Below are 26,596 nucleotides of genomic sequence, written 5' to 3' on the forward strand. Positions count from 1 at the left end.
CAGGGGATCGTGCTCAGCCTTGGGATCGTGCTCAGCCTTGGGGTTGTGCTCAGCCTGTTTTACAGCTCGATCTTGACCGCCTGGGAAGCCCGGGTCGCCTTGGCGCGGGCGGCTTCGATGGATTCATCGCGGGCCAGGGCGACGCCCAGGCGGCGCTGGCCGTTGACTTCCGGCTTGCCGAACAAGCGCAGGGCGGTGTCCGGTTCGCTCAGGGCCACGCCGAGGTTGGCAAACGCGGTCTGGGTCGACTGGCCTTCCACCAGGATCACCGCCGAGGCCGAAGGGCCGAACTGGCGGATCAACGGAATCGGCAAGCCGAGGATCGCGCGGGCGTGCAGGGCGAACTGCGACAGGTCCTGGGAGATCAGCGTCACCAGGCCGGTATCGTGCGGGCGCGGCGAGACTTCGCTGAACCACACCTGGTCACCCTTGATGAACAGCTCGACGCCAAACAGGCCGCGACCACCCAGGGCTTCGGTCACTGCCTTGGCGACGCGCTCGGATTCGGCCAGGGCCACCGGGCTCATGGCCTGGGGCTGCCAGGATTCCTGATAGTCGCCTTTTTCCTGACGGTGGCCGACCGGTGCGCAGAACGTGGTACCGCCGACGTGACGCACGGTGAGCAAGGTGATTTCGTAGTCGAAATCGATGAAACCTTCGATGATCACCCGGCCCTTGCCAGCACGGCCGCCTTCCTGGGCGTAGTCCCAGGCTTTTTGCACGTCATCGGTACTGCGCAGCAGGCTCTGGCCCTTGCCCGAGGAACTCATCACCGGCTTGACCACGCACGGGAAACCCAGGGTCTCGACGGCCTTGCGGTAGTCCTCCACGGTGTCGGCGAAAAAATACGGCGATGTGGGCAGGCCCAGCTCTTCGGCGGCCAGGCGACGGATGCCTTCACGGTTCATGGTCAACTGCGCGGCGCGAGCCGTTGGGATCACGGTGAAACCTTCGGCTTCCAGCTCCACCAGGGTGGCGGTGGCGATGGCTTCGATTTCCGGCACGATGAAATGCGGTTTCTCGGCCTCGATCACCGCACGCAGGGCCGCGCCGTCGAGCATGTTGATCACATGGCTGCGGTGGGCCACTTGCATGGCCGGCGCGTTGGCGTAGCGATCCACGGCAATCACTTCAACGCCCAGGCGCTGCAGTTCGATTACCACTTCCTTGCCCAGCTCGCCGCTGCCACACAACAAAACGCGGGTCGCGGTGGGCGACAATGGGGTTCCGATACGGGTCATCTGAAGGTCCTCAAACAGGAGCGGATCATCGGGGCGCGCGCCGGGCGAGCTTCCCGTGGGGAGAAAGCGCGGCATTTTACATGAACCGCGTCAGCCGGCGACGGCCTGTTTGCGCAGACGCCAGGCCATGATCAGCCAGACGGCGGTGACCCCGGCGAATTTCGAGAGCAGGGCGGTGATCACCACGGCGGGCGTCAGGGCATCGATCAGGCCGAAGAAAATGAATGTATCCAGGGGAATGCTCAGGGCTGAACTGATCCACAACCGGTCATGGAGCGGGCGCTTGGTGATCGTGAACACCAGCCAGTCGATGCATTCGGACACCGCGAACGCCGTGGCGCTGGCCAGGGCGATGGTCGGATCCGAGGTGACATAGGACAACACCAGCGCCGCCAGCATCGCCACGATGGCGCCATGGCCGAAACGGGTCTGCACCATGTCCCGCAGGATAAACACCAGCCCGCCCCAGGCCGACCAGATGATGTCCAGGTGCGGCGCGGCGGAAAACGCGAAGTTGATCAGCACGACGCTGCTGATGTAGGCGAGCAGGAAAAGCATGGGGCGGGGTACCTGGTGGGGATGGAATGTCGGTGAAACCCTCAAGGGCAACGAAGCCCCTTGTGGCGAGGGAGCTTGCTCCCGCTGGGCTGCGAAGCAGACCCAAAACCTGACAACTCGGTGGATCAGATAGATCGAGGTGACTGTTTTTTGGGGGGCTGCTGCGCAGCCCAGCGGGAGCAAGCTCCCTCGCCACAAAGGCTGTGCTCAGTCAGTGAGTGAAGGGTACTTCAGCACCGCCCGTCCCTCAATCTTCGTCACTACCATCCAGTTTCCAATACCCCACCGCCTTCACAAAATCCTGGTCCAACCCTTTCTCCTCCAGCAACACCTTGCGAATCTGCCGCGACACCTTGCTCTCGGTCGCGACCCAGACGTACAGCTTGCCGCCGGGCATGTCCAGCTGTTGCACGGTGCGCAGCAGGTTGTCCTGGCGCCCCTCGCGCAGCACCCAGATCACGTGCACCTGCGCCGGGCTTTGGAGCACTTGCTGCTCGGCGCCGTTTTCCACCTCCACCACCACCAGCGCACGCCGGTTGGGCGCCAGCCCTTCGAGGCGGCGGGCGATGGCGGGCAGGGCGGTTTCGTCGCCGATCAGCAGGTAGCTGTCGAAGATGTCCGGCACGATCATCGAGCCCCGGGGCCCGGCGATGTTGAGGTATTGCCCGGGCGCCGCCTGGGCCGCCCAGGTCGAGGCCGGGCCGTCGCCGTGGAGCACGAAATCGATGTCCATCTCCAGGGTGTCCAGGTCATAGCGGCGCGGGGTGTAGTCGCGCATCGGGGGCATCGCGCCCTGGGTCTTACCAGCGCTGGGGCTGAAGTTTTCCAGGGCGGCGTGTTCCTCGGCGTTCTGCGGGAACAGCAATTTCACATGATCGTCCGTACCCAGGCTGGCGAACCCGGCCAGTTCCGGCCCGCCGACGGTGATGCGGCGCATGCGTGGGGTCAGGTCTTCCACCCGCAACACTTGCAGGCGACGGCGTTTGATCTCGTGGCTGACACGGTGAATGGTGTTTGGATCGACTTCGGTCATTGGCTTGACTCCGAGACAGGTGGACGGTCGGGGCCGTCGACGATGGCTTTGGCGGTGGCGTCGAGCAGGTCGCGCACCCGCCGGATTTCTTCCGGGCTCCAGCGGCCATGATGCTTTTGCAGGGCATGGCGCAGGTTATACACCGCTTCATGGATTTCCGCTGGACGGTCATGGCCGCGCAACGTGCGTTTGCTGATTTCGATGCGCGCACGCACCTCATTCAGCGCTTCGGCCTGGTCCTCTAGGGATAGACGTCCGGCATCGGTCACGCTGTAGCATTTTTTTCCATCGTCGACGCCGCAGATGATCATGGCGTTCATTTCCAGGAAGGTCAGGGTCGGGTAGATCACGCCGGGGCTGGGGCTATAGGCGCCGTCGAACATGTGCTCGATCCGGCGGATCAGGTCGTAGCCGTGGCACGGCTGTTCGGCGATCAGCGCCAGCAATAACACCTTCAAATCACCGGCGGCGAAGACCCGGGGAGCCCGACTGCCACGCGAGCCTGTCGGGCGTCGTTCGAAACCGTCGTGTTCGCGTTTGGAGGACGCGTCGGAATGAGAATAAAGGGCGTTCATATGCTGTCTCCGTTCTGCATATAGATAGCACTCAGATATATCTTTAATAAAAGATATATTTTTTGGCTTAATGTTATTTCGCAAACTAAGATATATCTTGTCTTTGCGGCGGATTACTGGCGTTCAGGGACTGACCTTACATGAATGCTCAATGTATGCGGGGTGCGGCGGCATACATTTGTAATGATAAAAGTGGCGTAGGCTTAAAATGTGGGCTGTTTCTGACAGCCAAACTTCTGTTTTAACAAAAGTTGCGTATTTTTCGCTCTTCCGCATGTTGGATGGACTACAAGCCTATAGGAAGTTGCCTGCTTTTTTTTTGTTAAAGAGCGTCGATCATGCTCGGCGTTGGAGGGACAGGCCCAGTTGCCCTTGGTCTGCGATTTCAATCTTTTCTCTTTATTGCCAAGAACAGGTGTTAACAACATGCTCAAACAACTCGTATCCAGTACTGCCCTGGTTGCCGCCACCCTGGGTTCTTCGCTGGCATTTGCTGCCGATGATGCTCGCTCGTCGATCCACATCACCGCGAACATCCCGACCCAGCAGTTCCATGTGCAGCCGCGCAACCCGGACTTCGGTAAAGACGAAACCATGAGCTACAACACGGTCAACGGCTCCTTGACTTCGTTGCGCCAGACCTTCGACGTGAAGAACACCGAAGGTTCGGTACACGCCTACATCGAAGGTGGCCCGGCTGCGCTGTACAACGGTAGCGATTCCATCGCCCTGACCACCGCCTTCAACGGCGTCACCCTGACGGCCATGCCTCAGGAAGTGGTGGACGATGCCACCTCCACGCCAGGTACCCAGGCTGACATGACCATCGTCGCGGCCACGCCTACGCCTTCCCAGAACGGCCTGTACACCGCCGACATGACCGTCGTCTTCGACGCCGTGCCACGTCCGTAACACCCGTCGCTGCCCGGTGAGTCTCACCTCGCCCGCGGGCAGCCACAGGCCGGTCGGTCCTCCCCAGCCGGTCGGCCTGTACCTGACATGCCCTGATAGCTCGCACACAATGAGAATCCGTTGATGTTTCCCATGACACCCATCGCAGGTGCGCTCGCGCTATTTCTGTGCGCGACTGCATTGGCCGCGCCCACCGCTCCCGGCACGACGCCCAGGAGCCTGCTGTCCCAGGCCAAGGGCCTGCCGGCGGAGTTTGAAGCGCACTTCTTCGATGTACCCCTGGCGGTTCGTGTTGAACTCAACCAACAGTATCTCGGTGAAGCCATGGTGGTCTTGACCCGGGATGATCGCATCACCCTGTTGGAGTTCACCGACACGCAAGAGAGCACGATAAAAGCGGTCGACCGCGAGCAATGGGAGCAACGCCTCAAGCAAGGACAGTCACTGGGTGCCTGTGAAACCAACTGCACCGGCGGGCTGCTGGCCGTGCACTACAGCCTCGAAAATTCCTTGGTGTCGATCCTGACCCGGGACGTCGAGCGCTCGACCGAAACCAAGCGTTACTATGATCAACCGGAAGGCGGCAGCCTTGGCCTGATCTTCAATAACCAACTCAATATCAACGGTGGCCAGGAACAGGACACCGGCGGACGCTATGGCCTCAACGCCAGTTCCAGCGTCGGCAACTGGAGCCAGTCGCTGGACCTTCAGCTTTCTCGCCTGGGCGGTCCGGACGACAAGCTGTACCACGCCGTCCATGAACTCCACACCCAGCGTGAGCTGGAAGGTACTTTTTTTCGCCTGGGTTATTTCACGCCCGGCTCAGACGGGTTGAATCGGCAGATCCGTTCGTTCGGCGCCAACCCGGACACCGCATTGGGGGTGATGTACGGCAGTTCCGACAGCCTGGCGGTCGACAATCCCAAGCCCAGCGTCTACCCCATTTATGTCACCGCCAGCCGCCAGGCATCGGTGGAAATCTATCGCAACGGCCTGTTGATCAACACCCAGGCGGTCAGCGCAGGCTTGCAAAGCCTGGACACCCGTCCGCTGCCCGGCGGCATCTATGAGGTGGAAGTGCGCCTGATCGAAGACGGACAAACCACCGCCACCAGTCAAGAGCTCGTCTATAAACCCAACAATTGGAACAGCACCGGAGACCGCTGGCGCTACAACGTGTTCGCCGGTCGTGAAACCCGGCTGTGGAGCAACTGGGAAGACCAACCGTCGGGCTTCATGACCGCCGGGCTTGGCTTCAATTATCTGTTGCATCCTCGGGTCATCCTCGGCGCCTCCACGCGCAAGGTGCAGGACCGGATGCAAGTCGGCACCTCGGTGGACTGGACGCTGGGCAGCAGCACCAGCCTGTACGCCAACGTCTACAAGACCCAGGACTACGGCAACGGCATGGACTTGCAAGGCCTGTACAGCTACGGCCAGGGCAGTATCGTCGCCAGCCACAACCGCAGTTGGTTGGACACCCGCAACACCTACGAAACCTTGCCGGATGGCACCCGTATTCGCCAGCGCAACGTGTTCGTCGGCCATACCAGCAACTCGTCGTTGTCGGTCAATCATCGCTTGAGCAACAAGACCTCCGTCAACGCACGGCTGGCCTACAGCGAAGGCAACGTCCAGGGCACCGGCCTGGACCTGGGCTGGACCCAGCGCGCCAAGGTGCGCGGCAGCGATGCCAACTGGCGGCTGTCGGTGTTCGATCGTCCCGGCACGTCGAGTACCGCCGACAAACGCAATCGTGGCCTGGACCTGAGCCTCAGCGTGGCGTTGGGCGGGCCGGGTGAATACTGGTCGGGCAGTGTCGGTACCCGCACCTCGCGCGATGGCGAGCGGGACAACAATGCCTCGCTGTCCTATCGCCGGAACCTGGAAGATCACGTGCTGCAAAGCGTCTCCGGGACAGTGCTGGCCGACACCTACGGCGTGGGCCTGTCCGGCCTCGGCAGTTTCCAGACCGACTCGTTGTTTGGCGACGGTTTTATCCAGCGTTCGTCCTATAACGACAACCTCACCGGCGGCTTGAACTTGAGCAGCACGGTCGCGGTGGGTGGCAGCAAAGCCGCATTCACCGGCGTACCCCAAGGACGCGGCGCCGGAATGATCGTCGATGTGGAAACCGACCTGGACGACGTCACGCTGCTGGCCGACGACTTGACCGGCGGCAACACCGTGCTGCGTCCAGGCCGTAATTTCGTGCCGATCACCGCGTACAAAAACAGCATGGTGACGTTCGATTTCGAAGGCGTGCACCCGCCGGCGGCGAACATCGAGCCTTCACGCACCCGTTATCACATGAACAAGGGCGGGGTGGACTACCGCCGGATCCAGGTCATGAAAACCGTGACCGTGCTCGGGCGCTTGCTGGACGAACACGGCCAACCCCTCAAGGGCCATCACGTGATCAACCACGCCAGTCGCGGCATCAGCGAGGTGGACGGGTTCTTCTCCATGGAAATGAATGCCGGTTCACCGACGCTGGAAGTGCGTCATGGCAACGAACTGTTCTGCCGTTTTCGCCTTGATCCGGACAGTGCCAGTCGCGAGGGGGACGTGTTGATGATCGGCGATCTGCGCTGCACGCCGGACACCCTGGCCGATACGACGATTGCCGAGGCTGGCAGTGCGAAACAACGCTCGTGAGGCCGTGGGAGTAAAAGCTCGCTCCCGAGATTGTGGGAGCAAAGCTCGCTTCCGAGACTGTGGGAGCAAAGCTTGCTCGCGATGAACGATAACGCAGTTCACCTGAAGAGAGGGGGCGTCTGCATCGCGGGCAAGCCTTGCTCCCACAAGTGAATTGCCCACTTACTTATTTTGCTGCGATTTGTCTTGATTGTATGAGGTTGTATAAATGAAACCCTTATCGGTTGCAGTGCGCAGCGTCGTCTCGGTGTTGTTGTTTGCGTGTGTGCCTGCGGCCAATGCCTTGACCCAGGACATCAGCGCGGTGTTCAGGCCTGACCCCTCGAAACCCAACGAGAACACCTTCCTCAACACCACCCCGATCAGTGGTTATTGCGCGGAAAAACCATCGGAATGCAGGGCAACAAACATGTTCAGCATTCGATTGCCCCTCACGGCCAGTGCGATCAGCGATATCCAGGCAAATCATGCAGATCCTCGGCAAGGTGCGATGTTTAAAGTGCCTGCCAATTGGCGCCCGATACAAGTAACCCATTCGGGTACGGGCGAGACAGAAACGGTTGAAGTGCGCTGGTCCGGATTGGGATCGAGACAAGAATTCCGTATTCGCGATGTGATGACTTTGGTCGGTGGTGGCGTAGATTATTTACAGGCACACCGGATGTTATGGGTCGGCCTTGATTGGGTGTATGCGCCCTCGCCATGTCGCTACAGCGGGACTGCAAGAGCCAGCAGTATGTCTTATCAGTTTTTCTGGAAGACTCCGTCGGAGGGCGTATGTGACAAAAGGGCCAAATACCTGATCCCTGCCGGAAACCTGATGTACACCTGGCTGGACTTCGCTTACGAGCTACGCACACCCAACCCACTGAAAATGTCGTCCGGACAATACACCGGGTCGCTGACCTATGGCATCGGTCCGGGACAGGATTTGGACTTCGGCGACGTCATGATCCCGAACGACTCGGCGCTCACGCTCAACTTCAAGCTCGACGTCGAACACACCCTCAAAGTGGAAGTTCCCCCAGGCGGCAATCGCGTAGAACTGGTCCCCCAGGAAGGCTGGCAATCCTGGCTGAACAGCGGTCGCAAACCCACGCGGCTGTTCCGTGACCAGCGCTTTTATATCTCGGCCTCTTCACGCTTCAAGATGGCGCTGGAGTGCCAGGCCATCAGCGGCAACAGCTGCGCCGTCACGGACGCCGACTCCGGTCACGCCGTGCCGGTGGATGTCAGTGTAAGCCTGCCCGAGGGCTTGACCGATGCGAGCGGGCAACCGGTCAGCCGTCGTCCACTGCGACGTGACGGCGTTGGCACCGAGTTGTTCCAGCCGGGGTCCTACATCGATCGCCGGTCGGGAACGTTGCACTTCGAAATTGGCAGCAACAACGTCGAGGCGATGCTGGACAGTGGCGCCAAGGCTTACAGCGGCAGTGTCACGGTAATCTGGGATTCGGAAGTTTAGAAGTTCGGTCTATTCAATGGATTTGAATGAGGTAGTGCCTATGAACGGAACGTCGGTAGTAGCGAGCTGTGCGGTTTCAACGCTGTTGTTTGGCTGCATGAGCAGCGCCAATGCCTTGACCCAAGACATCAGTGCAGTGTTCAGGCCTGACCCGTCGAAGCCTCAAGAAACAGTCTTTCTCAATACCACTCCCCCGAGTGGTTATTGCGCGGAATTTCCTTCGCAATGTCGGATGTGGGCGATGCACAGCGTTCGACTGCCTCTGAATGTGAATTCCATCAGGCCTATCCAGGCCGCGCACACAGATCCACGGCAGGGGGCGATGTTCCAGGTGCCCGCCAATTGGCGCACGGCACAAATCGTTCATTCGGGCACTGGCGAAACCGAGATCGTCCAGGTGCGTTGGGTCGGTATCGGTTCTCGATACCAACTGCCTGTCAGTGTTGTCGACTTGGTGGGTGGCGGCGTGGATCCAGCCACTGCTCATACCAAGTTGTGGAACGACAACTGGGGATTTCCCCCGACACCTTGTCATTTCAGCGGTTTTGGCCGTCTGGGGGAAAACTTCTATGAATTCTTCTGGCGAACGCCGATGGAAGCGGTGTGTGCCAAGAAGGCCCAATATCCGATTCCCAGCATGGCCTACACCTACGTGGACTTTGCCTATGAACTGCGCCTGCCCAACCCGATGAGAATGACCTCCGGCCAGTACACCGGGGATTTGACGATCAGCATCGGGCCGGGGCGGGAAGTGGACATGGGGGATGTCATGCTGCCCGGCAGTTCGGCGCTTACCCTCAATTTCAGGCTCGATGTCGAGCATGCCTTCAAGGTGGAAGTCCCACCTGGTGGCAACCGAGTGGAGTTGGTGCCACCTGACGGCTGGCAAGCCTGGCTCAACAATGGTCGCAAGCCGACTCGGCTGTTTCGCGACCAGCGTTTTCATCTCTCGACGTCAACCCGCTTCAAGATGATGCTCGAATGCCAATACATCAGCGGCAATACCTGCGCGATATCGGACGCCGGCTCCGGTCATAGCGTGCCGGTGGATATCAGGGTCAGCCTGCCTGATGGGTTGACCGACTTCGCCGGCCAACCCATCAACCAGCGTCGCTTGTTGCGCGATGGCAGCGGTACAGAGTTGATCCTGCCCAGTTTCTATGTTGATCGCCGGGCAGCAAACCTTTCTTTCGAAATCGCTCAAGCCAGTGTCGAGCAGATGCTGGACGGTGGCGCCAGGACTTATATCGGCAACGTCACGGTGATCTGGGATTCGGAAGTTTGATGGCCCGTGGGCCGGCAGTATTCAGTGAATTGCGTTTAATGCATGAGGTTAGGAAAGTGATAAAGCAAGTATTGGCGTGGATGGGTGTTTTTCTGTCTTGCAGCGTGGCCCAGGCCGGGCCGCAGATTGGCGTCGGAGTGGTCTACGACTACCTGGACGGTGACAAGAGTACCTACATGAAGCGGGTGTTCAATGGCGGGACGTCCACGGCCTTCGTCAAGGTCAACATCCTGGAGATTCTCTACAACGAAGACGGCACCTACCAGGAAGTGCCTCTGCAGAACCAGGCCAGCGCCACGGCCAAGGACGGCCTGATGGCCAGTCCGGCGCGGCTGATCGTCCCGGCCAACGGCGTGCAGGGCACCCGGCTGTTGTTCATGGGCAACCGTGACAAGGAACGGTACTTCCGGGTGCGTTTCGTGCCGGTGGTGCCGGAAGCGGAAGACGAATTTGCCGTCAGCGCCGAGGAGCGCGAAGCGTACAAAAAGGAGCGCGTGGCGGCGGGGGTCAAGGTGCTGGCGGGTTATGGCACGGTGTTTTTCGTGCGGCCCAAGAACACCCGTTTCGCCACCGTCATCGATGACAACGCCGACCGTTATCTGATGCGCAACAACGGCAACAGCGTCCTGGTGATCGATGAGTTCAAGGATTGTGCGGCGAAGGCTGAAAACGACTGCCGGCCGACCACCAAGCACCACGTCATGGCCGGCCGCACCTTTTCGTTCGACAAGGAGGCGGGGCGCGAGTACCGCTTCACGCTGATCGAAGGTGGCCAGAGCAAAGCCATCGAGATCAAGGGGTGACGGCTGCCGTCGCTGAATCGCCGTTGCGCTACAGGTAAATCATTATGTTCCAGACACTGCTACGCCCCCTTGTACTGACTGCTCTGACGTTGCCCTGCGCTTTGGCCTGGGCGGCGGTCGAGCGGGAAACGTTCGAAGTCTACGTGACCATTCCCACCGTGGATTTCCATGTGTTGCCCCTTGACCCGCAATTGGTCCAGCGTGAACAACGCTTGCCGTTCAGTACCATCACCGGCGAACTCAGCCCCTTGCGGGCCACCTACGAGGTGAAGAATACCAACGGCGCCATCGGTGCGCGCCTGAGCGAGGAGGCGTATTTGTCCAATGGCCGGGAACGGATCGATTTGCGGGTGAGGTTCAACCACGTCGAATTGACCTTGGACTCTACCCAGGTCGTGTCGGCCAGCGAAGCCAGGCCTGGGCGGCAGGTGCCGCTGGAAATCGCCGCCATCAGGCCCGGTGACGCCTACGTGCCCGGTGACTACTACGGCACGGTGCACATGGTATTCGACGCGGTTGCGCCGTAGGACGAAGCGTGTTCGTCCAACCCGTCAGGGCCGGCTTGTTCGCCACGGCACGTTTTGCATTTCGTTTTATCACAATGAAAAAAGGAGCTACCTATGTTTAGGAAAATGCTATTCGGCACGGTGCTTGGCGCCGTCGCCCTGGTTTGTTCGATGGCACACGCTGCCGATGACGCCCGCTCGAATATTCACATCACCGCGAATATCCCCAACAAGCAGTTTCATGTGCAGCCACGTAATCCCGATTTCGGCAAGGATGAAGTCATGCACTACAACGCGCTGACCTACAAGCTGACGCCTGTACGCGAAACCTTTGATGTGAAGAATACCGATGGTTCGATCCACGCCTACATCGAGAATGGGGCGGAGGGAACCGTCCATTTAAGCAACGGTTCAGAGTTTATTGGCTTGGCTGTGGTATTCAACGACGTACTTCTGAACGGACAACCCAAGGAAGTAGTGGACGACGCCTCGTCCACGCCCGGCACCCAGGCGCAGATGCTCATCCTGCAGAGAAATACGCCTACTCGCCCATTCGCTCCTGGGCTCTACACCGCGGACATCACTCTGATTTTCGACGCAGTGCCTCGCGTACCCTTCTGATTCTGCGACGAGGGGATAAATCCTCTCGCCACAGCTACTTGATCCCCAGGCTGTTACTCACTGCCCCGCCACCAGCGGTTTGCACTGGGTATGAGTTCCTGGCTGCAAGTACGGCGAGAGAAACGGTGCCATGCCCTTGAGCACCTGCACCGGCAAGGCCGAGGTGAACTTGAAGTTCTGCGCCGAGGCCCCCGGGACGTAGGCGGTGAGGGTGCCGAAATGGCTGTCGCCGATGTAGAAGACGAAGGTGGCCGTGCGGTTGATCGACTTGGAGCTGATCACCCGTCCACCGGAACCGATGGCTTCGATGCGGTTGTCACCGGTGCCGGTCTTGCCGCCCATGGCCAGCGGCGTGCCGTCGGCCAGTTTGAAACTGCCGGCTACCCGTTTTGCGGTGCCGGCATCCACCACCTGTGACAGCGCACCGCGCAAGGCCTGGGCCACTTCTGCCGGCATCACGCGCTTGCCGTTATCCGGATTGCTCACCAGCCGTGTCTCGTAAGGCGTACCGACGGCAAAGTCCAGGCTGTCGACGCGCAGCGCGGGCTTGCGGATGCCATCGTTGAGGATGGTGCCCACCAGTTCCGCCAACGCGGCGGGGCGGTCGCCGGAACTGCCGATGGCGGTGGCCAGCGACGGCACCAGGTGGTCGAACGGATAGCCGACCTCCTGCCAGCGCTGGTGGATATCCAGGAAAGCTTCGACCTCCAGCATGGTACGGATGCGACTGTCGCGGGCGCTCTTGTGCCGGCTCTTGAACAGCCAGCTGTAGACTTCCTGGCGCTCGAACTCACTGGCCTTGACGATCTGGCTGAACTTGGCGTCGGGGTTGTTCAGCAGGTAACCCATCAACCACAGGTCCAGCGGGTGGACCTTGGCGATGAAGCCTTGGTCTGGCAGGTCATAGGCGCCGGGACCGTAGCTCTGGTAGAGCCGCTCCAGGCGTTCGTCGGTGAGTTTTTCCGCGCTCTTGGCGGACTTCAAATGTGCGCGCACGAAGCGGTTGAAATTCTCCTGGCTGTCGTTGGGAAAGAAATAACGGTGAACGGCGGCCAGGCGGATCGCCGTAGGGCGCATCCCGTCGAGGAAGGTTTCCAGGCGTTGGCCGGTGTCCTTTTTCTGATACTTCTTCCAGAACCTGAGCAGGAACGAGGTGCCTTCGCGGTCGGCGAATTGGGCCAGGTATTCCTGGCGGCGCGGGTCCTTGTCGTCCTTGAGCAGTTCGGAACTGTTGTTGGGGCCGGCATAGGTGGCGTAGCGCACCAGGTCGCGCATCAGGCGGATGAACGGCAGGTTGATCGATTCACGCAGGGCATCGCGCAAGGTCGGCAGGCGGCCGTCGTCTTCCTTGCGGAAGTTGTGAAACGTGTGCAGCCCACCGCCGGTGAAAAACGCCTCGCCTGGGCTGGCTGAGTAAGTGCGATCCAGCGCCGCTTCGAGCATCTTCGGCAGGCTGCGGTCGGTGTTTTCAATCAAGTAGTCCACGGCCCAGCGGGACAGGCGATCCTGTTCGGCGATCTCGGTTTTCTTCAAAGCCGCCGGGGCCTGCTGGGCATAACGCTCGTGCAGTTCGGCGATGATTTGCAGGTACGTGGTCAGCACGCGCAACTTGGCGGTGGAGCCCAGTTCAAGCTTGCTGCCTTCGTTGATGTCGAAGGGCTGGTCGGTGCTGTCGGTCTGTACCCGCACGCGCGAGCCGTCCGGGGTCAGTTCCAGCAGCGTGAAGCTGTAGCGCACCTGGGTAGTGCTGGTCGGGGTCAGCAGGCGTTCTCCCATCAGGCCGATCTCGGTCGCGAAGGCCGGGTCGGCCAAGCGCTTGAGGTACTCGGTGGCCTGGGCCTGCAAGTCGCTTTGCAAGGTGCTGGTGGCAGAGAGGTCGAGGCGATCGAGGTCGTACAGCGGGCGATTGAGCAGCGCGGCGAGGCGACTGCGGGCGGCGCTGATGCCTTTGTTGGTTTCGTTGGGCTGGACGGTGGGATCTTTGACCCAGTCGCGATAGCTGACCTTGCTCGCCAGGGCCGCCTCGGCCAGCGCGGCATCGATCACGCCATTCTGTGCCAGGAGCCGGATGTGGCTGTCGGTCAGGCGTGCCAGTTCATCGTGGCCCTTGGAGAGGAAATGGGACGGCCGGCGCTGCGCGATCATCAATGACAGCATTTCCCGCAGGGCCAGGCCTTTTTCCGCCAGGCTCTTGGAGTCGGTGGCGGTGCTGGACAAGCGTTCATTGGCGCGCTTGAAATCGGCGCCGTACCAGACCCGCAAGCCTTCGGCCATGCCGTGGACTTCACCATGCCCAGGCACCGCGGAGAGCGGCACGCTGTTGAGGTAGTCGCGGATGATCCGCTGCCGCGCCTCGAGGGTTTGCGGGCCGGCCTGGTAAGCACGGACGCTGGCGGAAATCATCTGGCGGATTTTCTCCGCGCCGGACACGGTCAAGCCTTCAGGCGAGTGGCGGTACTTCTCCAGTTGTGTCGCCAAGGTGCTGCCCCCGGCGGACTGCCCCGGCAGGCTCAACAGTTTGGCGACTTGGGACCAGGCCGCCATGCCGAAGCGCGGCCAGTCCACGGCCGGGTTGGCCAAGGGTTGCTTGGGGTCGAGCAGAAAACGGTTCTCGATGAACAACAGGCTTTGCACCACCACGGGCGGGATCGCTTCGAAGCTTGCATACAGTTGCTGCGGGTACTTGAACTGATAGACCGGCGCGGCACGACAATCGGTGATGGTCAGTCCGGCCTGGATCTTTTCCACATACGGCACGAACAGGCCTTTCTCGACGTAGTCCATCAAGGCCGGCGAGAACCTCGCCTGGGCCTGGATCACGTAGTCGCGCTTGAGCAGCCGCGGCAGGAACTCCCCCAGCGCGCTGTAGCCCAAGCGCCGGTCGAACGGGCCCGCACCCGGGTAGACGATGGCGTCGCTGGGCCCCGGTTGCACCGAATAGCTCAGGGACTCGGCGTATTTGCTGAGCTCCCGAGCCTGAAACCGCGACGTGCGCATTTCCTTGGCCGCCGCCAGACCGACCACCACCACGATAATCAGCAGCAACAACCAGAATGCCCGCCAGCCATGCCGTGCGCGGCGTTTTTCTTGAGGTAAAGGCGCTTCTTCCATACGTTCAGTCGGGACCACAGGTTCATTCGAATCGGTTTGCCACAAAGCGCCCATAGTCGACTGATCCATTAAGCAGATTGATCGGACTTGCTTGAAGCTTAGACGGTGGTTGGCGTGGGGGGAGGGGAAATTGTCGGCACTGGTTTGTCATGGCCAATGGCATTCCTTTGTGGCGAGGGGATTTATCCCCGCTGGGCTGCACAGCAGCCCCAATGCAGGCAACTCAATTGTCCAGACATACCGGGTTGTCGTTTTGGGGGCTGCTGCGCAGCCCAGCGGGGATAAATCCCCTCGCCACAGATGAGTCCCCGCCACAAGTACTACACAAGTTTCGGAATATGCTCTCGACCTTTCCAGCGTCGAAAAACCAGCTGCATGACTAGGCTGCACTCAAACCCCTTCAAAGGAAGCAAGGAATGCATCCACGCCCCAATTCCCATCGTTTGCGTCGAGGTCGTTATTCAGAGCCAGGACGAGCCTATCTGGTGACTGCTGTTGTTCATCAGCGGCGGCCGGTTTTTTCCGACTGGAAGATTGGACGGCTATTGGTCACCGAATTCAAACGTGCTCATGATTCGGGCCAGGTGAGCTCTTTGGCCTGGGTGGTAATGCCGGATCACTTTCATTGGTTGCTGCAAATCCAGGAGGGCCATCTGAGTCGTATGATCGGAGCCACCAAAGCTCGCAGCACCCATCGTGTCAATAACATCACCGGAGCCTCTGGCCCGCTTTGGCAAAGCGGCTTTCATGACCGCGCGATCCGCGACAACGAGGATCTGAAGCCCTCCGCCCGCTACATCATTGCCAATCCGCTTCGTGCTGGGCTGGTGGAGCGCATTGGCGATTACCCGCTATGGGACGCTGTATGGCTTTGAGGCAGAAAACCTTGTGGCGAGGGGATTTATCCCCGCTGGGCTGCGCAGCAGCCCCAATGCAGGCAACTCAATTGTCCAGACAGGTCGGGTTGTAGTTTTGGTGGGGCTGCTACGCAGCCCAGCGGGATAAATCCCCTCGCCACAGATGAGTCCGCTAGCCATAAATGACTCCTCTCACCATGGGGCCTGAAAGCCTTGCACTAGAGCCATCGCCCCATGCCAGAGCATGACGCTGCACCATCACTGTGCAATACTCGGCGGCGTTTTCTGTATGACCTGGATCCCAGACAAGACCTCTCGGAAACCCGATTCAGGCGCAGGCTTATCCCTGAATTTTCCAGGTTTTACAGTGAAACTCTCTATCCCTGGCTTTTTATACTGCACGACCCGCTGATCCTGAGGTTGTCGTTCCACAGGACGGTCTGCCCACAAGGCAGGCCCGGTTTCGGCAATGCTCGCAGGCCCACTCGCCCGCAGCCTTGGACACTCGGTGGCTAATCCAATAACAAGACGAGGTTTATCCCTATGCCTGTCGGCAATCATCTGCCCCATGGCGAGACCGCCCAGGGTGGTCCGCTCAAACGTGAACTCGGCGAGCGGCATATCCGCCTGATGGCGCTCGGCGCCTGCATCGGTGTCGGGCTGTTCCTCGGCTCGGCCAAGGCCATCGAAATGGCCGGGCCGGCGATCATGCTGTCCTACATCATCGGCGGCCTGGCGATCCTGGTGATCATGCGCGCCCTCGGCGAAATGGCCGTGCACAACCCGGTGGCCGGTTCGTTCAGCCGCTATGCCCAGGATTACCTCGGCCCACTGGCAGGCTTCCTGACCGGTTGGAACTACTGGTTCCTGTGGCTGGTGACCTGCGTGGCGGAAATCACCGCCGTGGCGGTGTACATGGGCATCTGGTTCCCCGACGTGCCCCGCTGGATCTGGGCCCTGGCCGCGCTGGTCAGCATGGGCTCGATCAACCTGATCGCAGTCAAGGCCTTCGGCGAATTCGAATTCTGGTTCGCCCTGATCAAGATCGTCACCATCATCGCCATGGTCATCGGCGGCATTGGCATCATAGCCTTCGGCTTCGGTAACGACGGCGTGGCCCTCGGCATTTCCAACCTCTGGACCCACGGCGGTTTCATGCCCAACGGCGTGTCCGGCGTGTTGATGTCCCTGCAAATGGTCATGTTCGCCTACCTGGGCGTGGAGATGATCGGCCTGACTGCCGGTGAAGCGAAGAACCCACAGAAAACCATCCCCAACGCCATCGGCTCGGTGTTCTGGCGGATCCTGCTGTTTTATGTCGGCGCGTTGTTCGTGATCCTGTCGATCTACCCATGGAACGAAATCGGCACCCAGGGCAGCCCGTTCGTGATGACCTTCGAGCGCCTGGGCATCAAGACCGCCGCCGGCATCATCAACTTCGTGGTGATCACCGCCGCGCTGTCCTCCTGCAACGGCGGGATCTTCAGCACCGGACGGATGCTCTACAGCCTTGCGCAGAACGGCCAGGCCCCGGCCGGTTTCGCCAAGACCTCGGCCAACGGCGTACCGCGCCGCGCGTTGCTGTTGTCCATCGCCGCGTTGCTGCTGGGCGTGCTGCTCAACTATCTGGTGCCGGAGAAAGTCTTCGTCTGGGTGACGTCCATTGCCACCTTCGGCGCGATCTGGACCTGGGTGATGATCCTGCTGGCCCAGCTCAAGTTCCGCAAAGGCCTCAGCGCTTCCGAGCGTGCGGCGTTGAAATACCGCATGTGGCTGTACCCGGTCAGCTCGTATTTGGCGCTGGCATTCCTGGTGCTGGTGGTAGGGCTGATGGCGTACTTCCCCGACACCCGCGTAGCGCTGTATATCGGCCCGGCGTTCCTGGTGCTGCTGACGGTGTTGTTCTACACCTTCAAATTGCAACCGACCGGTGATGCATCGGGTTCGGTGAGCTCGGTTTCGTAAGATAAACCGCGACGTAAAAGAAGGCCCCGGTCAGATGACTGGGGTTTTTTATAGGCGTGAGCCTGACTGTCCGTCGGATTCGGTGCCGCACCTGTAAGATCTGACAGTAGACCGTCATAGGACTGTCGACTAGCTTGGAAACCTGCCAACTGGCGAATGGCAAGGTACCAAGATGAACGGACTTTCTGCATTGATGGTTATCGCGCTGGTCAATGGATTGATCCATGGCCAGGTTTTTTTTCTATTGCACGACGCCGTTGGACTGGCCCAGGCGACCAGTAACTTTGCTGCGTTCTGCATGGCCGCGGCGTTTTCGTTTTATGTAAGTGGCCTCTACATCTTCCGACCCGGGGAGTCGTGGAGAGGTTATCTGCTGGGCAATGGCGCAATGGGCGGGCTGAGTTATGGCTTCGGCTCGTTCGGCGATGCGCTGGATTTGCCTGGGTGGATGGCGGTCGCTTTGTCTTTGTATTTCTCGCTGAACCTGGTGATGGGGTACGGGTTTATTCGGTTCAAGTTGTAGTGCGGTCGTCTTGCATGGGCGCTTCTAGTGGTGTTGTCGCCAACCGTTTTCTTGTCGTGGACATAGGTTGGGGAGCGAGCATGAAGGCGATATGGCGTGTTTTCCTCACTTATTCACTGGTCGGATTGGCCAATACGCTGGTTCATTGGCAGATATTTTTTGTACTGCGCGTGGCAATGGGTCTTGATCAGTCGATCAGTAATCTTGCTGCGTTCTGTGTGGCTGCTTCATTTTCCCACTACCTCAATGCGCTCTACACCTTCGAAGCCAGGATATCGGCGACGGGTTATGGGTTTTTCCTGTGTGTTATGGGAGCGCTCAGTTTTGCCGTGGGTTATCTGGGAGATCGCTGGCAGGTCCATGGGCTACTGACAGTGACGGTATTTTCACTGCTGAGTTTGGTGTTCGGTTTCCTGCTCTCTAGGTTCGTAGTGTTTCGTGGAGACCACCCATGAAAATCTCGCTGGTGGTGCCGGTGTTCAATGAAGAACAGACCTTGGGACTGTTCTACAAGAGTATCCGTCAGCACCCGGCGTTGGCCGGTTATAGCGTGGAGATCATCTTCATTAACGATGGCAGCGCTGACCAGACGGATGCGCTTGCCCGTGATATCGCGCTGGTCGATAACCTAGTTGTGTTGATCAATTTTTCCCGAAATTTCGGCAAGGAGCCCGCCCTGTTTGCCGGTATCGAGCACGCCAGCGGGGACGTGGTCATTCCAATGGACGTGGATCTACAGGACCCCATCGAGGTTATTCCCAAGCTTATTGCCGAATGGGAAAAAGGCGCCGAGGTAGTGCTTGCCAAGCGTCGAGATCGCTCGTCCGACAGTTACCTGAAGCGCGGATGCGCTGCGCTGTTTTATCGCTTGCTGGATCGGATCGCTTCTCCCCATATCGAGCGTAACGTAGGGGACTTCCGATTGATGGACCGTAAAGTAGTGGAGGTGATCAAGACCCTTCCCGAATATCAATTGTTCATGAAGGGTGTGCTGTCGTGGGCCGGTTTTACCACTGTCATTGTCGAATACGACCGCGCCGGTCGCGCCGCTGGTAGCAGCAAATTCAACGGCTGGAAGTTATGGAATTTGGCGCTCGAAGGCATCACGTCGTTCAGCACTGTACCGTTGCGGTTGTGGACTTACCTCGGCGGTTTCATTTCATTGGTTTCGCTGGCGTATGCCGGGTACATGGTGCTGGACAAGCTGATCTTTGGAAACGATCTGCCCGGTTATCCATCCTTGATGACCGCGATTTTGTTTTTGGGTGGTGTGCAGCTGATTGGTATTGGTGTGTTGGGTGAGTACGTCGGACGGATCTATTTAGAGACAAAGCATCGTCCGAGGTACGTCATCAGGGAAATAGTTCGGGGAGAGTCGGGCGTGCGTGGAACTGACGAGAGCATTTGCGAACGGGGCGATGATTATTCGTGACTAACTTTCGAGCCTATTCAGGAAAGCCTCCCAGCCGATTCGTCGACGGCGCAGCCTTGGCAGCCGTTGTGGTCCTGGCGCTGTGCGTACGTTTTTACGGCATCACAACACCGGCGATCTGGTACGACGAGGCCTTTAGCATCCTGCTTGCCAGGCACGAGCCGTGGCAGATCTGGTCTATTACGGGACGAGATATTCACCCACCGCTTTATTACCTCACGCTGCACTACTGGATGATTTTGTTTGGCGACGGGGTTTTGGCTGTTAGATCGCTCAGTGTGATAGCCGACGTGGGCTCGGTTTTGCTGAGCATAAAGTTGATGAGCCTGGTTGCCACGCGAAGAGCAACCTGGATGGCTGCGTTGCTATTGGTGTTGCTGCCGATTTCGGTTCGTTACAGCCAGGAAGCGCGCATGTACACCCTGCTCGGATTCTGGCTGATGGGCGCAACCGTGGCGTTGGTGTGCTGGGTTAAAGAACCAGAAAAAAAGCGGTTCCCAGCCATTTATGTGCTGTTGATGACGGCCGCTTTTTACACGCATTATTTCGCCGCATTGGGCGTGCTGGTTCATGGGTGCTATTGGCTGAGTCGCTTGAAGGCGGGTCCAAATGTACTCTCCGCGCGCCTCTGGATTTTGGTCTACTGTGCAATCCTTGTCCTGTTCCTGCCCTGGCTACCTCATTTCATCGATCATCTCTCAGGCCGGCCGGGGCTTGGTTGGATACCGGCTATCACTTGGCAGGCGGTTGTGAATGTTGTCTGGCAGTTCACTGTGATGACAATCTGGGAGGGGCAATCGTCGCTTACTCGCGTTTTGCCTTGGTTGGTGGTGATCGCCTGCGCAGCGCTGCTGGTCTGGAAAGACACCGGTCTGCATCGCTTCAGTGTGTTATTGACCGGTTACTTTTTTATTCCCGTCCTCGCGCTGGCCTTCATGTCGTTGATTGCCCCGCTATTCATTCCGCGCTACTTGGTCTTCGCTGCAGTCGGGTTGCCGCTTCTGCTCTCAGCCGCGCTGGATGCAGTGGGGCTGCGACCTACGACCTTGTGCTTGGCCATCATGATTATGGCAGCAGCAGAAGTACAGGGACTGCTGACGGTGTATCGGCAAGCGGACGGCCTGAATGGAACTGAATTAAGAACGGATTTCCGACTTGACGGGTTGGCAGCTGAGGTTAGGCAAGCGGCTCGGCCGGGCGACCAGATCGTATTGGATAATGCCATCTGGTATTTGCCATTCGCTTATTACAATCACACGGGCATACAGCCGAAGTTCTATATCTCATCATTCAAAGCCAATGATCTGGACGCCTTGGAACGGGGGGGGAACGCCTTCATTTCCGAAGGAAGTCAGTGGATATATTTCAATCAGTTGAAGGTGTTAACTCAAGGTGGAAACAGGGTTTGGTGGGTAGGGATGTCAGTTGATGCCAGCCCACTCCCGGAAAAAGATTGGGAAAAGACCGTTACCTTTGTGGATGGGCAGATGAATGCCTCACTGTTTACCCTTAAAGCGGCACCCGCCCAGGTCGAGACGAGTTCAGCCGGTCACTAGTTCGTGCAACTCAGCAAACGCCGTGATGGCTCATTCAGCGCATCGATTAATCACGCAAGGTGCGTGGGATGGCTGAGCCGGGGCCGGTCAGTTGTGCACTGGTGATGACTTCAAACTTCGCCTGATTATCAGTGGCAGAAGTGCCGCCGATGAACACCGTAAAAATGCCTGACTCCACGAATCGCAAGAGGTCATGGTTGAGCAACGCCCAGTCGTCCTGATCGAGCAGAAAGCTGACGGTTGTGCTTTCTCCTGGAGCGAGTCTGACTTTGGAAAAACCGCGCAGCATGCGCACCGGGCGCGTGATGCTCGCGACGTCTTGCCGTAGATACAATTGCACGGTTTCCTCTCCGGCTCGTTGACCGCTGTTCTGAACATCTACTTGGACGGTCAATGTTTCATCGAAGGCCAAGCGCTGTTTACTGAGTCTCGGGGTTCCATAGGTGAATGTGGTGTAGCTCAGGCCATGACCAAACGGGTAAAGAGCCGTCCACTTGGAATCGATGTAGCTTGAGGCGTATGCATTGGTGCCGCTCGGCGGTCGCCCAGTGTTTTTGCGGGCTAGATAGATAGGAACTTGCCCCACCGTGCGCGGGAAGGTAATAGGTAGCTTTCCGCTGGGGTTCACATCACCGAAAAGTACGTCCGCCACCGCGTGGCCCATTTCGGTACCCAAAAACCAAGCCTCAAGTATCGCGGGAACATGTTCGTCCACGGTGGGAATGGCCAGCGGACGTCCATTCATTAGGACGACTACCACAGGCTTGCCTGTTTTGATCAGTTGCGCGACCAGCGCATCTTGCGCTCCTGGCAGGCCAAGGGAAGTACGGCTTCGTGCTTCGCCGCTCATGTCTGCCGTTTCTCCCAGCGCAGCCACGATCACATCGGCATCCACGACCGCACGCTGAACCTCTTCAATGCCGGAGATGTCCGTACTGCCGGGAGAGGCCGCCGGGACATAGACAACCTCCGTCATGGGCGATACGGCGCGCTTTATCCCCTCCAGTACGGTGATTGATTCGCTGGCACGACCGTCAGCGCTCCAAGAGCCCAAGCTGGACACACCGTCATTTGCGAGGGCTCCCACCACGACGAGCTTGCGTAGATTCTTTGAGAGTGGCAGCAACGCATCGTCGTTTTTTAGCAATACGATGGATTTTTGCGCGGCCTCTCGTGCCAGCGCGCGTGTGGGGGGCTGGAGCAACTGCGTTTTTTCGCGGGTAGGGTCGCTGTAGCGATATGGGTCGTCGAACAGGCCCAGACGCTGCTTCGCTTGAAGCACTCGACGCACGGCTCCATCAATAGCGTCTTGTGAAAGTTGACCGCTGCGCACCAGTGCCGGTAGTTCAGCGTTGTAGTCACCGCTGACCATGTCGATATCAACAGTCGCATTGAGAGCAAGTCGCGCAGCCTCTCGGGGAACGGAGGCAACGCCGTGCGGTATCAATTCCCTTATGCCCGCCCAATCACTGACGACGACTCCCTGGAAGTCCCATTCATCGCGCAGCTTCTGTTTGAGCAGTTTCCTGTTGGCGTGCATCGGCATACTGTCCACTTCATTGAAACCGGGCATGATCGTATCGACGCCCGCTTCGACAGCGGCCCGAAAGGGCGTGAGATAGACTTCTTCCAATGTGCGCTCGGACAGGTCGGAAATGTTGTAGTCAAGGCCGCCTTCGGCCGCGCCATAAGCGACGAAATGCTTGGCTGTAGACAGTATTGACGAGGTGTCGGGGGGACCTTCACCGCGAAATCCTCGTACACGCGAAGCGGCGAGGGCAGCCCCCAGGAATGGATCTTCACCGGCGCCCTCTATCACTCGACCCCAACGCGAATCCCGTGCGATATCGACCATAGGAGCGAAGGTCCAATGAAGGCCGCTGGCCGTTGCTTCGACTGCGGCGGCCCTGGCGGTTCGTTGCGACAGGTATGGGTCCCAGGCCGACGCTTCGGCCAATGGGACGGGAAATATCGTGCGGAAACCGTGGATCACATCGAACGAGAACAACTGCGGAATATGCAGACGCGAGCCTTGGACTGCTTCGTGCTGCAATCTTCGAGTGTTTTCGGCGCCATAGGCACCTAATAGCGAACCGGCCTTTGAGGTGCCGATTTTTTTGGGGTCATTGGCGTCTTCGATTGGGCCGGTGGGTATGGTGAGTACACTCAGTTGGGTCAGTTGATCGGCCTTTTCTTCAAGGGTCATTTGCCCGATCAACCGTTCGATGAATGCCGCGTCCTCTTGTGATTTTTGAGTGCGTTCATTGGCTTGGGCAATGGAAGCAAGCCATGTGGCGACAATCAACATACCAAGCAAGATTGCCGAGGCCAGGTGGGTCCAGTCCATGGGATTAGACCTTAGGTACGCTTGGCGACGATTGTCCGGCCGCAGCACGGCAAACCTCACCGAACCCAATGCCACAAAAAGCGAAGCAAAACCAACCAGATCGCGTCGGGTCAACATAAGCACCTTCCATGACGAGCGAACCATCGGGGTGGATGGTCAATCGTGAGGAAGTTGGCGTCTACTGTCAGAACTTACAGGTGCGTTGTGGATTCGGCGTAAAAAGTCGGGTAAAGCAGTGCACTTGAGAGGCCTAAGGACCTTGTGGCGAGGGAGCTTGCTCCCGCTCGGCTGCGTAGCAGTCGCAAACGGGTCGGCGTGGTTTGGCTGACACTCCGTGTTCGGCAATTGGGGCCGCTTCGCAACCCAGCGGGAGCAAGCTCCCTCGCCACAAAAGCTGGTGCGTATCAGTAACTATGCGGCGCTTAAGCCGCCGCAATTTCCCGCGGCTCAAAACTATCCGCCCGCGCCATCTGCCACATCCGCGAATAAAACGCCCCATTGACCTCACCCGTGAGCAATTCCCCCGGCTTCAAAAACACATGCAACTGCGAGAACAACTTCACCTCGGTCGCCGACATCCGCCGCACCAAATGCTTAGGCTGCAATTGCGAAGGATGCTCAAGCCCGGCGGCGGCGAGCATTTCGGCCAGGGCCTTGAGGGTGTTGCGGTGGAAGTTGTAGACCCGTTGGGCTTTATCCGGGACGACCAGGGCGCGCTGGCGCAGGGTGTCTTGGGTGGCGACGCCGGTGGGGCATTTGTTGGTGTGGCAGCTTTGCGACTGGATGCAGCCGATGGCGAACATGAAGCCGCGCGCGGCGTTGGCCCAGTCGGCGCCGATGGCCAGGACGCTGGCGATGTCGAAGGCGCTGACGATCTTGCCACTGGCGCCGAGCTTGATCTTGTCCCGCAGGTTCAGGCCCACCAGGGTGTTGTGCACGAACAACAGGCCTTCACGCAGCGGCACGCCGATGTGGTCGGTGAACTCCACTGGCGCGGCGCCGGTGCCGCCTTCCTTGCCGTCCACCACGATGAAGTCGGGCAGGATCCCGGTTTCCAGCATGGCCTTGGCGATGCCCATGAACTCCCATGGATGGCCGAGGCAGAATTTGAAGCCCACCGGTTTGCCGCCGGACAATTCACGCAGTTGCTGGACGAACTGCATCAGTTCGATCGGCGTGGAAAACGCGCTGTGGCATGACGGCGAAATACAATCCTCGCCCATGAGGATGCCGCGGGTCTCGGCGATTTCCCGAGTGACTTTGTGCTTGGGCAGGATCCCGCCATGGCCGGGCTTGGCGCCCTGGCTCATCTTGATTTCGATCATCCGTACCTGCGGGTTCCGGGCCTGGGCGGCGAAGCGCTCCGGGTCGAAGTGCCCGTCGGATGTACGGCAACCGAAATAGCCGCTGCCCAGTTCCCAGGTCAGGTCGCCACCGTGTTCGCGGTGGTAGGGGCTGATGCTGCCTTCGCCGGTGTCGTGGGCGAAGTTGCCCAGCTTGGCCCCCTGGTTCAAAGCGCGGATGGCGTTGGCGCTCAGGGAGCCGAAGCTCATGGCCGAGATGTTGAACACCGAGGCCGAGTAGGGCTGGGTGCATTGCGGGCCGCCGACTGTCACGCGAAAACCGCTGGGGTCGCTCAACGGCGCCGGGCGCATGGAGTGGCCGATGAATTCGAAACCGGTCTGGTAGACGTCGATCAAGGTGCCAAAGGGTTTGTCGGCGCTTTCGTTCTTGGCCCGGGAGTACACCAGCGAGCGCTGGGCGCGGGAGAAGGGCAGGGCATCGCTGTCGGATTCGAGCAGGTACTGGCGGATCTCTGGGCGGATGCCTTCGACCAGGTAGCGGATGTTGCCCAGGATTGGATAGTTGCGCCGTACGGCGTGGCGGCTCTGCAGCAGATCGAACAGCCCCAGCAGGCTCAACAGCCCGGTCACCAGTGCGATCGGCCAGAGCCAGTCGTGTTGCAGGAACGGCAGGCTGGCGAGGGTGAAGATGACACAGCAGGCAAAGAAGGCGTAACGGCTCAGCAACGACAGGCTCATGCGGGTTCCTTGGGGTTGAGCGACTGGCGAGACATTAGCTTGGAATGTGGCCCGTGGCGAGGGAGCAAACCCCCACAATTGGTTTTGTGGTGAAACACGGGCCATTGTGGCGAGGGAGCTTGCTCCCGCTGGGCTGCGAAGCGGCCCCCATGGGGTCATTGCGAGCATTCAGACAGACCGCGTGAGCCGGTTTTACGACGGCTGCGCCGCCGAGCGGGAGCAAGCTCCCTCGCCACAGGGGTTGTGTGTTGCTGGAGTAATCAGTTTATGAGCGCCAGAAAAACCTGTGGGAGCGGGCTTGCTCGCGATGGCGGCCGCACATTCAACTCCTGCATTGACTGTCGCACCGCTATCGCGAGCAAGCTCGCTCCCACAATTTGAACTGCCGGGGGGCTCAGCCTGCCTGCTTCATCTGCCGCACCGGCAATTCCACGCGGAAGGTGGTGCCGACGCCGACTTCGCTGCGGACGGTGATTTCGCCGTGGTGTTTTTTCACGATGCCGTAGGACAACGACAGCCCCAGCCCGGTGCCTTGGCCAATCGGTTTGGTGGTGAAGAACGGGTCGAAGATTTTCTGCAGGGTCTCGGGGGGAATGCCCGAGCCGTTGTCCGCCACTTCGATCCACACGGTTTCGTCACCGACCCCGTTGCGCAGGGTGATGGTGCCGCGTTCTGGGCCGATGGCCTGGGCGGCGTTGACGATCAGGTTCATGATCACTTGGTTGATCTGCGACGGCAGGCATTCCACCTCCGGCAACGGCGTGTACTGCTTGACCACGTCGGCCTTGTACTTGATCTCGTTGGCAACGATGTTCAAGGTCGAATCCATGCCTTGCTGCAAATTGGCCATCTGCCATTCCTGGCTGGAGTCGACGCGGGAAAAGTCCTTCAAGTCCTTGACGATCTGCCCGACCCGGCCGATGCCATCCTTGGATTCCTTGATCAGCAGGGGAATGTCCTCCACCAGGAAGTCGAGCTCCACCTGTTCGCGCAGCTTTCTCAAGTTCACCACCAGCTCCGGCGAGGCGATGGCCTCCTCGGCGCTGCTGTAGGCGCTGAGCATTTCCTGGAGCTTGCCGAAGTAGCCGTCCAGCGCCCCCAGGTTC

Annotated in this window: 21 protein-coding genes; 13 read left to right on the plus strand and 8 right to left on the minus strand. The window is 59.4% G+C overall.

The window, feature by feature from the left end; all coding sequences use genetic code 11:
* Positions 1 to 59: 59 nt before the first annotated feature.
* From purT to HU715_RS18475, 4 genes are all read right to left on the minus strand, one after another.
* Positions 60 to 1,241, minus strand: coding sequence for a formate-dependent phosphoribosylglycinamide formyltransferase (gene purT, locus HU715_RS18460; RefSeq protein ID WP_186709961.1), 1,182 nt, complete (start codon positions 1,239 to 1,241; stop codon positions 60 to 62).
* Positions 1,242 to 1,331: 90 nt separating this feature from the next.
* Positions 1,332 to 1,799, minus strand: coding sequence for a preQ0 transporter (locus tag HU715_RS18465; RefSeq protein ID WP_186709959.1), 468 nt, complete (start codon positions 1,797 to 1,799; stop codon positions 1,332 to 1,334).
* 247 nt (positions 1,800 to 2,046) lie between these two features.
* Positions 2,047 to 2,832 (minus strand): siderophore-interacting protein, encoded by a 786-nt coding sequence (locus HU715_RS18470; protein WP_186709957.1) that lies wholly within the window; start codon positions 2,830 to 2,832, stop codon positions 2,047 to 2,049.
* On the minus strand, positions 2,829 to 3,407 hold the full coding sequence (locus tag HU715_RS18475; RefSeq protein ID WP_186709955.1) for a PadR family transcriptional regulator: 579 nt from the start codon (positions 3,405 to 3,407) through the stop codon (positions 2,829 to 2,831). Before HU715_RS18475 ends, HU715_RS18470 begins: the two co-directional genes overlap by 4 nt.
* A gap of 426 nt (positions 3,408 to 3,833) precedes the next feature.
* Between HU715_RS18475 and HU715_RS18480 the strand changes: the two genes are divergently transcribed.
* The 7 genes from HU715_RS18480 (at position 3,834) to HU715_RS18510 (ending at position 11,657) form a co-directional block, all read left to right on the plus strand.
* Complete coding sequence (locus tag HU715_RS18480; protein WP_186709953.1) at positions 3,834 to 4,319, plus strand: CS1 type fimbrial major subunit; 486 nt, start codon at positions 3,834 to 3,836, stop codon at positions 4,317 to 4,319.
* A 123-nt stretch (positions 4,320 to 4,442) separates the two neighbouring features.
* Positions 4,443 to 6,977: a CS1-pili formation C-terminal domain-containing protein gene (locus HU715_RS18485; protein WP_186709951.1), complete on the plus strand. Its 2,535-nt coding sequence runs from the start codon at positions 4,443 to 4,445 to the stop codon at positions 6,975 to 6,977.
* A 208-nt stretch (positions 6,978 to 7,185) separates the two neighbouring features.
* Entirely contained in the window at positions 7,186 to 8,442 is a 1,257-nt protein-coding gene (locus HU715_RS18490; protein WP_186709949.1) for a hypothetical protein, read from the plus strand.
* A 40-nt stretch (positions 8,443 to 8,482) separates the two neighbouring features.
* Positions 8,483 to 9,727 (plus strand): hypothetical protein, encoded by a 1,245-nt coding sequence (locus HU715_RS18495; RefSeq protein WP_186709947.1) that lies wholly within the window; start codon positions 8,483 to 8,485, stop codon positions 9,725 to 9,727.
* Positions 9,728 to 9,786: 59 nt separating this feature from the next.
* Positions 9,787 to 10,530 carry a molecular chaperone gene (locus HU715_RS18500; RefSeq protein ID WP_217884338.1) on the plus strand — a complete coding sequence of 248 codons (744 nt, stop codon included), beginning with the start codon at positions 9,787 to 9,789 and terminating at the stop codon, positions 10,528 to 10,530.
* A 44-nt stretch (positions 10,531 to 10,574) separates the two neighbouring features.
* The gene (locus tag HU715_RS18505; RefSeq protein ID WP_186709943.1) at positions 10,575 to 11,057 is read left to right on the plus strand and encodes a CS1 type fimbrial major subunit; all 483 of its coding nucleotides are present in this window, start codon (positions 10,575 to 10,577) and stop codon (positions 11,055 to 11,057) included.
* Between the two features lie 93 nt (positions 11,058 to 11,150).
* Positions 11,151 to 11,657, plus strand: coding sequence for a CS1 type fimbrial major subunit (locus tag HU715_RS18510; protein WP_186709942.1), 507 nt, complete (start codon positions 11,151 to 11,153; stop codon positions 11,655 to 11,657).
* 57 nt (positions 11,658 to 11,714) lie between these two features.
* Here HU715_RS18510 and HU715_RS18515 read toward each other — a convergent pair whose 3' ends face one another.
* Positions 11,715 to 14,822: a transglycosylase domain-containing protein gene (locus HU715_RS18515; RefSeq protein ID WP_186709940.1), complete on the minus strand. Its 3,108-nt coding sequence runs from the start codon at positions 14,820 to 14,822 to the stop codon at positions 11,715 to 11,717.
* A 362-nt stretch (positions 14,823 to 15,184) separates the two neighbouring features.
* Here HU715_RS18515 and HU715_RS18520 point away from each other — a divergent pair, with 362 nt between their 5' ends.
* The 6 genes from HU715_RS18520 to HU715_RS18545 all read left to right on the plus strand — a co-directional run bounded on the left by HU715_RS18520 (position 15,185) and on the right by HU715_RS18545 (position 21,101).
* Complete coding sequence (locus HU715_RS18520) at positions 15,185 to 15,643, plus strand: REP-associated tyrosine transposase (protein ID WP_186709938.1); 459 nt, start codon at positions 15,185 to 15,187, stop codon at positions 15,641 to 15,643.
* A 525-nt stretch (positions 15,644 to 16,168) separates the two neighbouring features.
* Positions 16,169 to 17,590 (plus strand): amino acid permease, encoded by a 1,422-nt coding sequence (locus HU715_RS18525; RefSeq protein WP_186709935.1) that lies wholly within the window; start codon positions 16,169 to 16,171, stop codon positions 17,588 to 17,590.
* 172 nt (positions 17,591 to 17,762) lie between these two features.
* Positions 17,763 to 18,113 (plus strand): polysaccharide synthesis protein GtrA, encoded by a 351-nt coding sequence (locus HU715_RS18530; RefSeq protein WP_186709933.1) that lies wholly within the window; start codon positions 17,763 to 17,765, stop codon positions 18,111 to 18,113.
* An 80-nt stretch (positions 18,114 to 18,193) separates the two neighbouring features.
* Positions 18,194 to 18,568 (plus strand): GtrA family protein, encoded by a 375-nt coding sequence (locus HU715_RS18535; protein WP_186709966.1) that lies wholly within the window; start codon positions 18,194 to 18,196, stop codon positions 18,566 to 18,568.
* Positions 18,565 to 19,545 carry a glycosyltransferase family 2 protein gene (locus HU715_RS18540; RefSeq protein ID WP_186709931.1) on the plus strand — a complete coding sequence of 327 codons (981 nt, stop codon included), beginning with the start codon at positions 18,565 to 18,567 and terminating at the stop codon, positions 19,543 to 19,545. Before HU715_RS18535 ends, HU715_RS18540 begins: the two co-directional genes overlap by 4 nt.
* On the plus strand, positions 19,542 to 21,101 hold the full coding sequence (locus HU715_RS18545) for a glycosyltransferase family 39 protein (RefSeq protein ID WP_186709930.1): 1,560 nt from the start codon (positions 19,542 to 19,544) through the stop codon (positions 21,099 to 21,101). The genes HU715_RS18540 and HU715_RS18545 overlap by 4 nt, the downstream gene beginning before the upstream one ends.
* 46 nt (positions 21,102 to 21,147) lie before the next feature.
* Here the strand turns inward: HU715_RS18545 and HU715_RS18550 are convergent, their stop codons facing one another.
* From HU715_RS18550 to HU715_RS27710, 3 genes are all read right to left on the minus strand, one after another.
* Positions 21,148 to 23,565: a glycoside hydrolase family 3 N-terminal domain-containing protein gene (locus HU715_RS18550; RefSeq protein ID WP_225917656.1), complete on the minus strand. Its 2,418-nt coding sequence runs from the start codon at positions 23,563 to 23,565 to the stop codon at positions 21,148 to 21,150.
* Positions 23,566 to 23,870: 305 nt separating this feature from the next.
* On the minus strand, positions 23,871 to 25,490 hold the full coding sequence (locus HU715_RS18555) for an FMN-binding glutamate synthase family protein (RefSeq protein ID WP_186709928.1): 1,620 nt from the start codon (positions 25,488 to 25,490) through the stop codon (positions 23,871 to 23,873).
* 394 nt (positions 25,491 to 25,884) lie between these two features.
* On the minus strand, positions 25,885 to 26,553 hold the full coding sequence (locus HU715_RS27710; protein WP_437182515.1) for an ATP-binding protein: 669 nt from the start codon (positions 26,551 to 26,553) through the stop codon (positions 25,885 to 25,887).
* Positions 26,554 to 26,596 lie beyond the last annotated feature (43 nt).

It is taken from the genome of Pseudomonas zanjanensis, assembly GCF_014268745.2.
Taxonomy (GTDB): Bacteria; Pseudomonadota; Gammaproteobacteria; order Pseudomonadales; family Pseudomonadaceae; genus Aquipseudomonas; species Aquipseudomonas zanjanensis.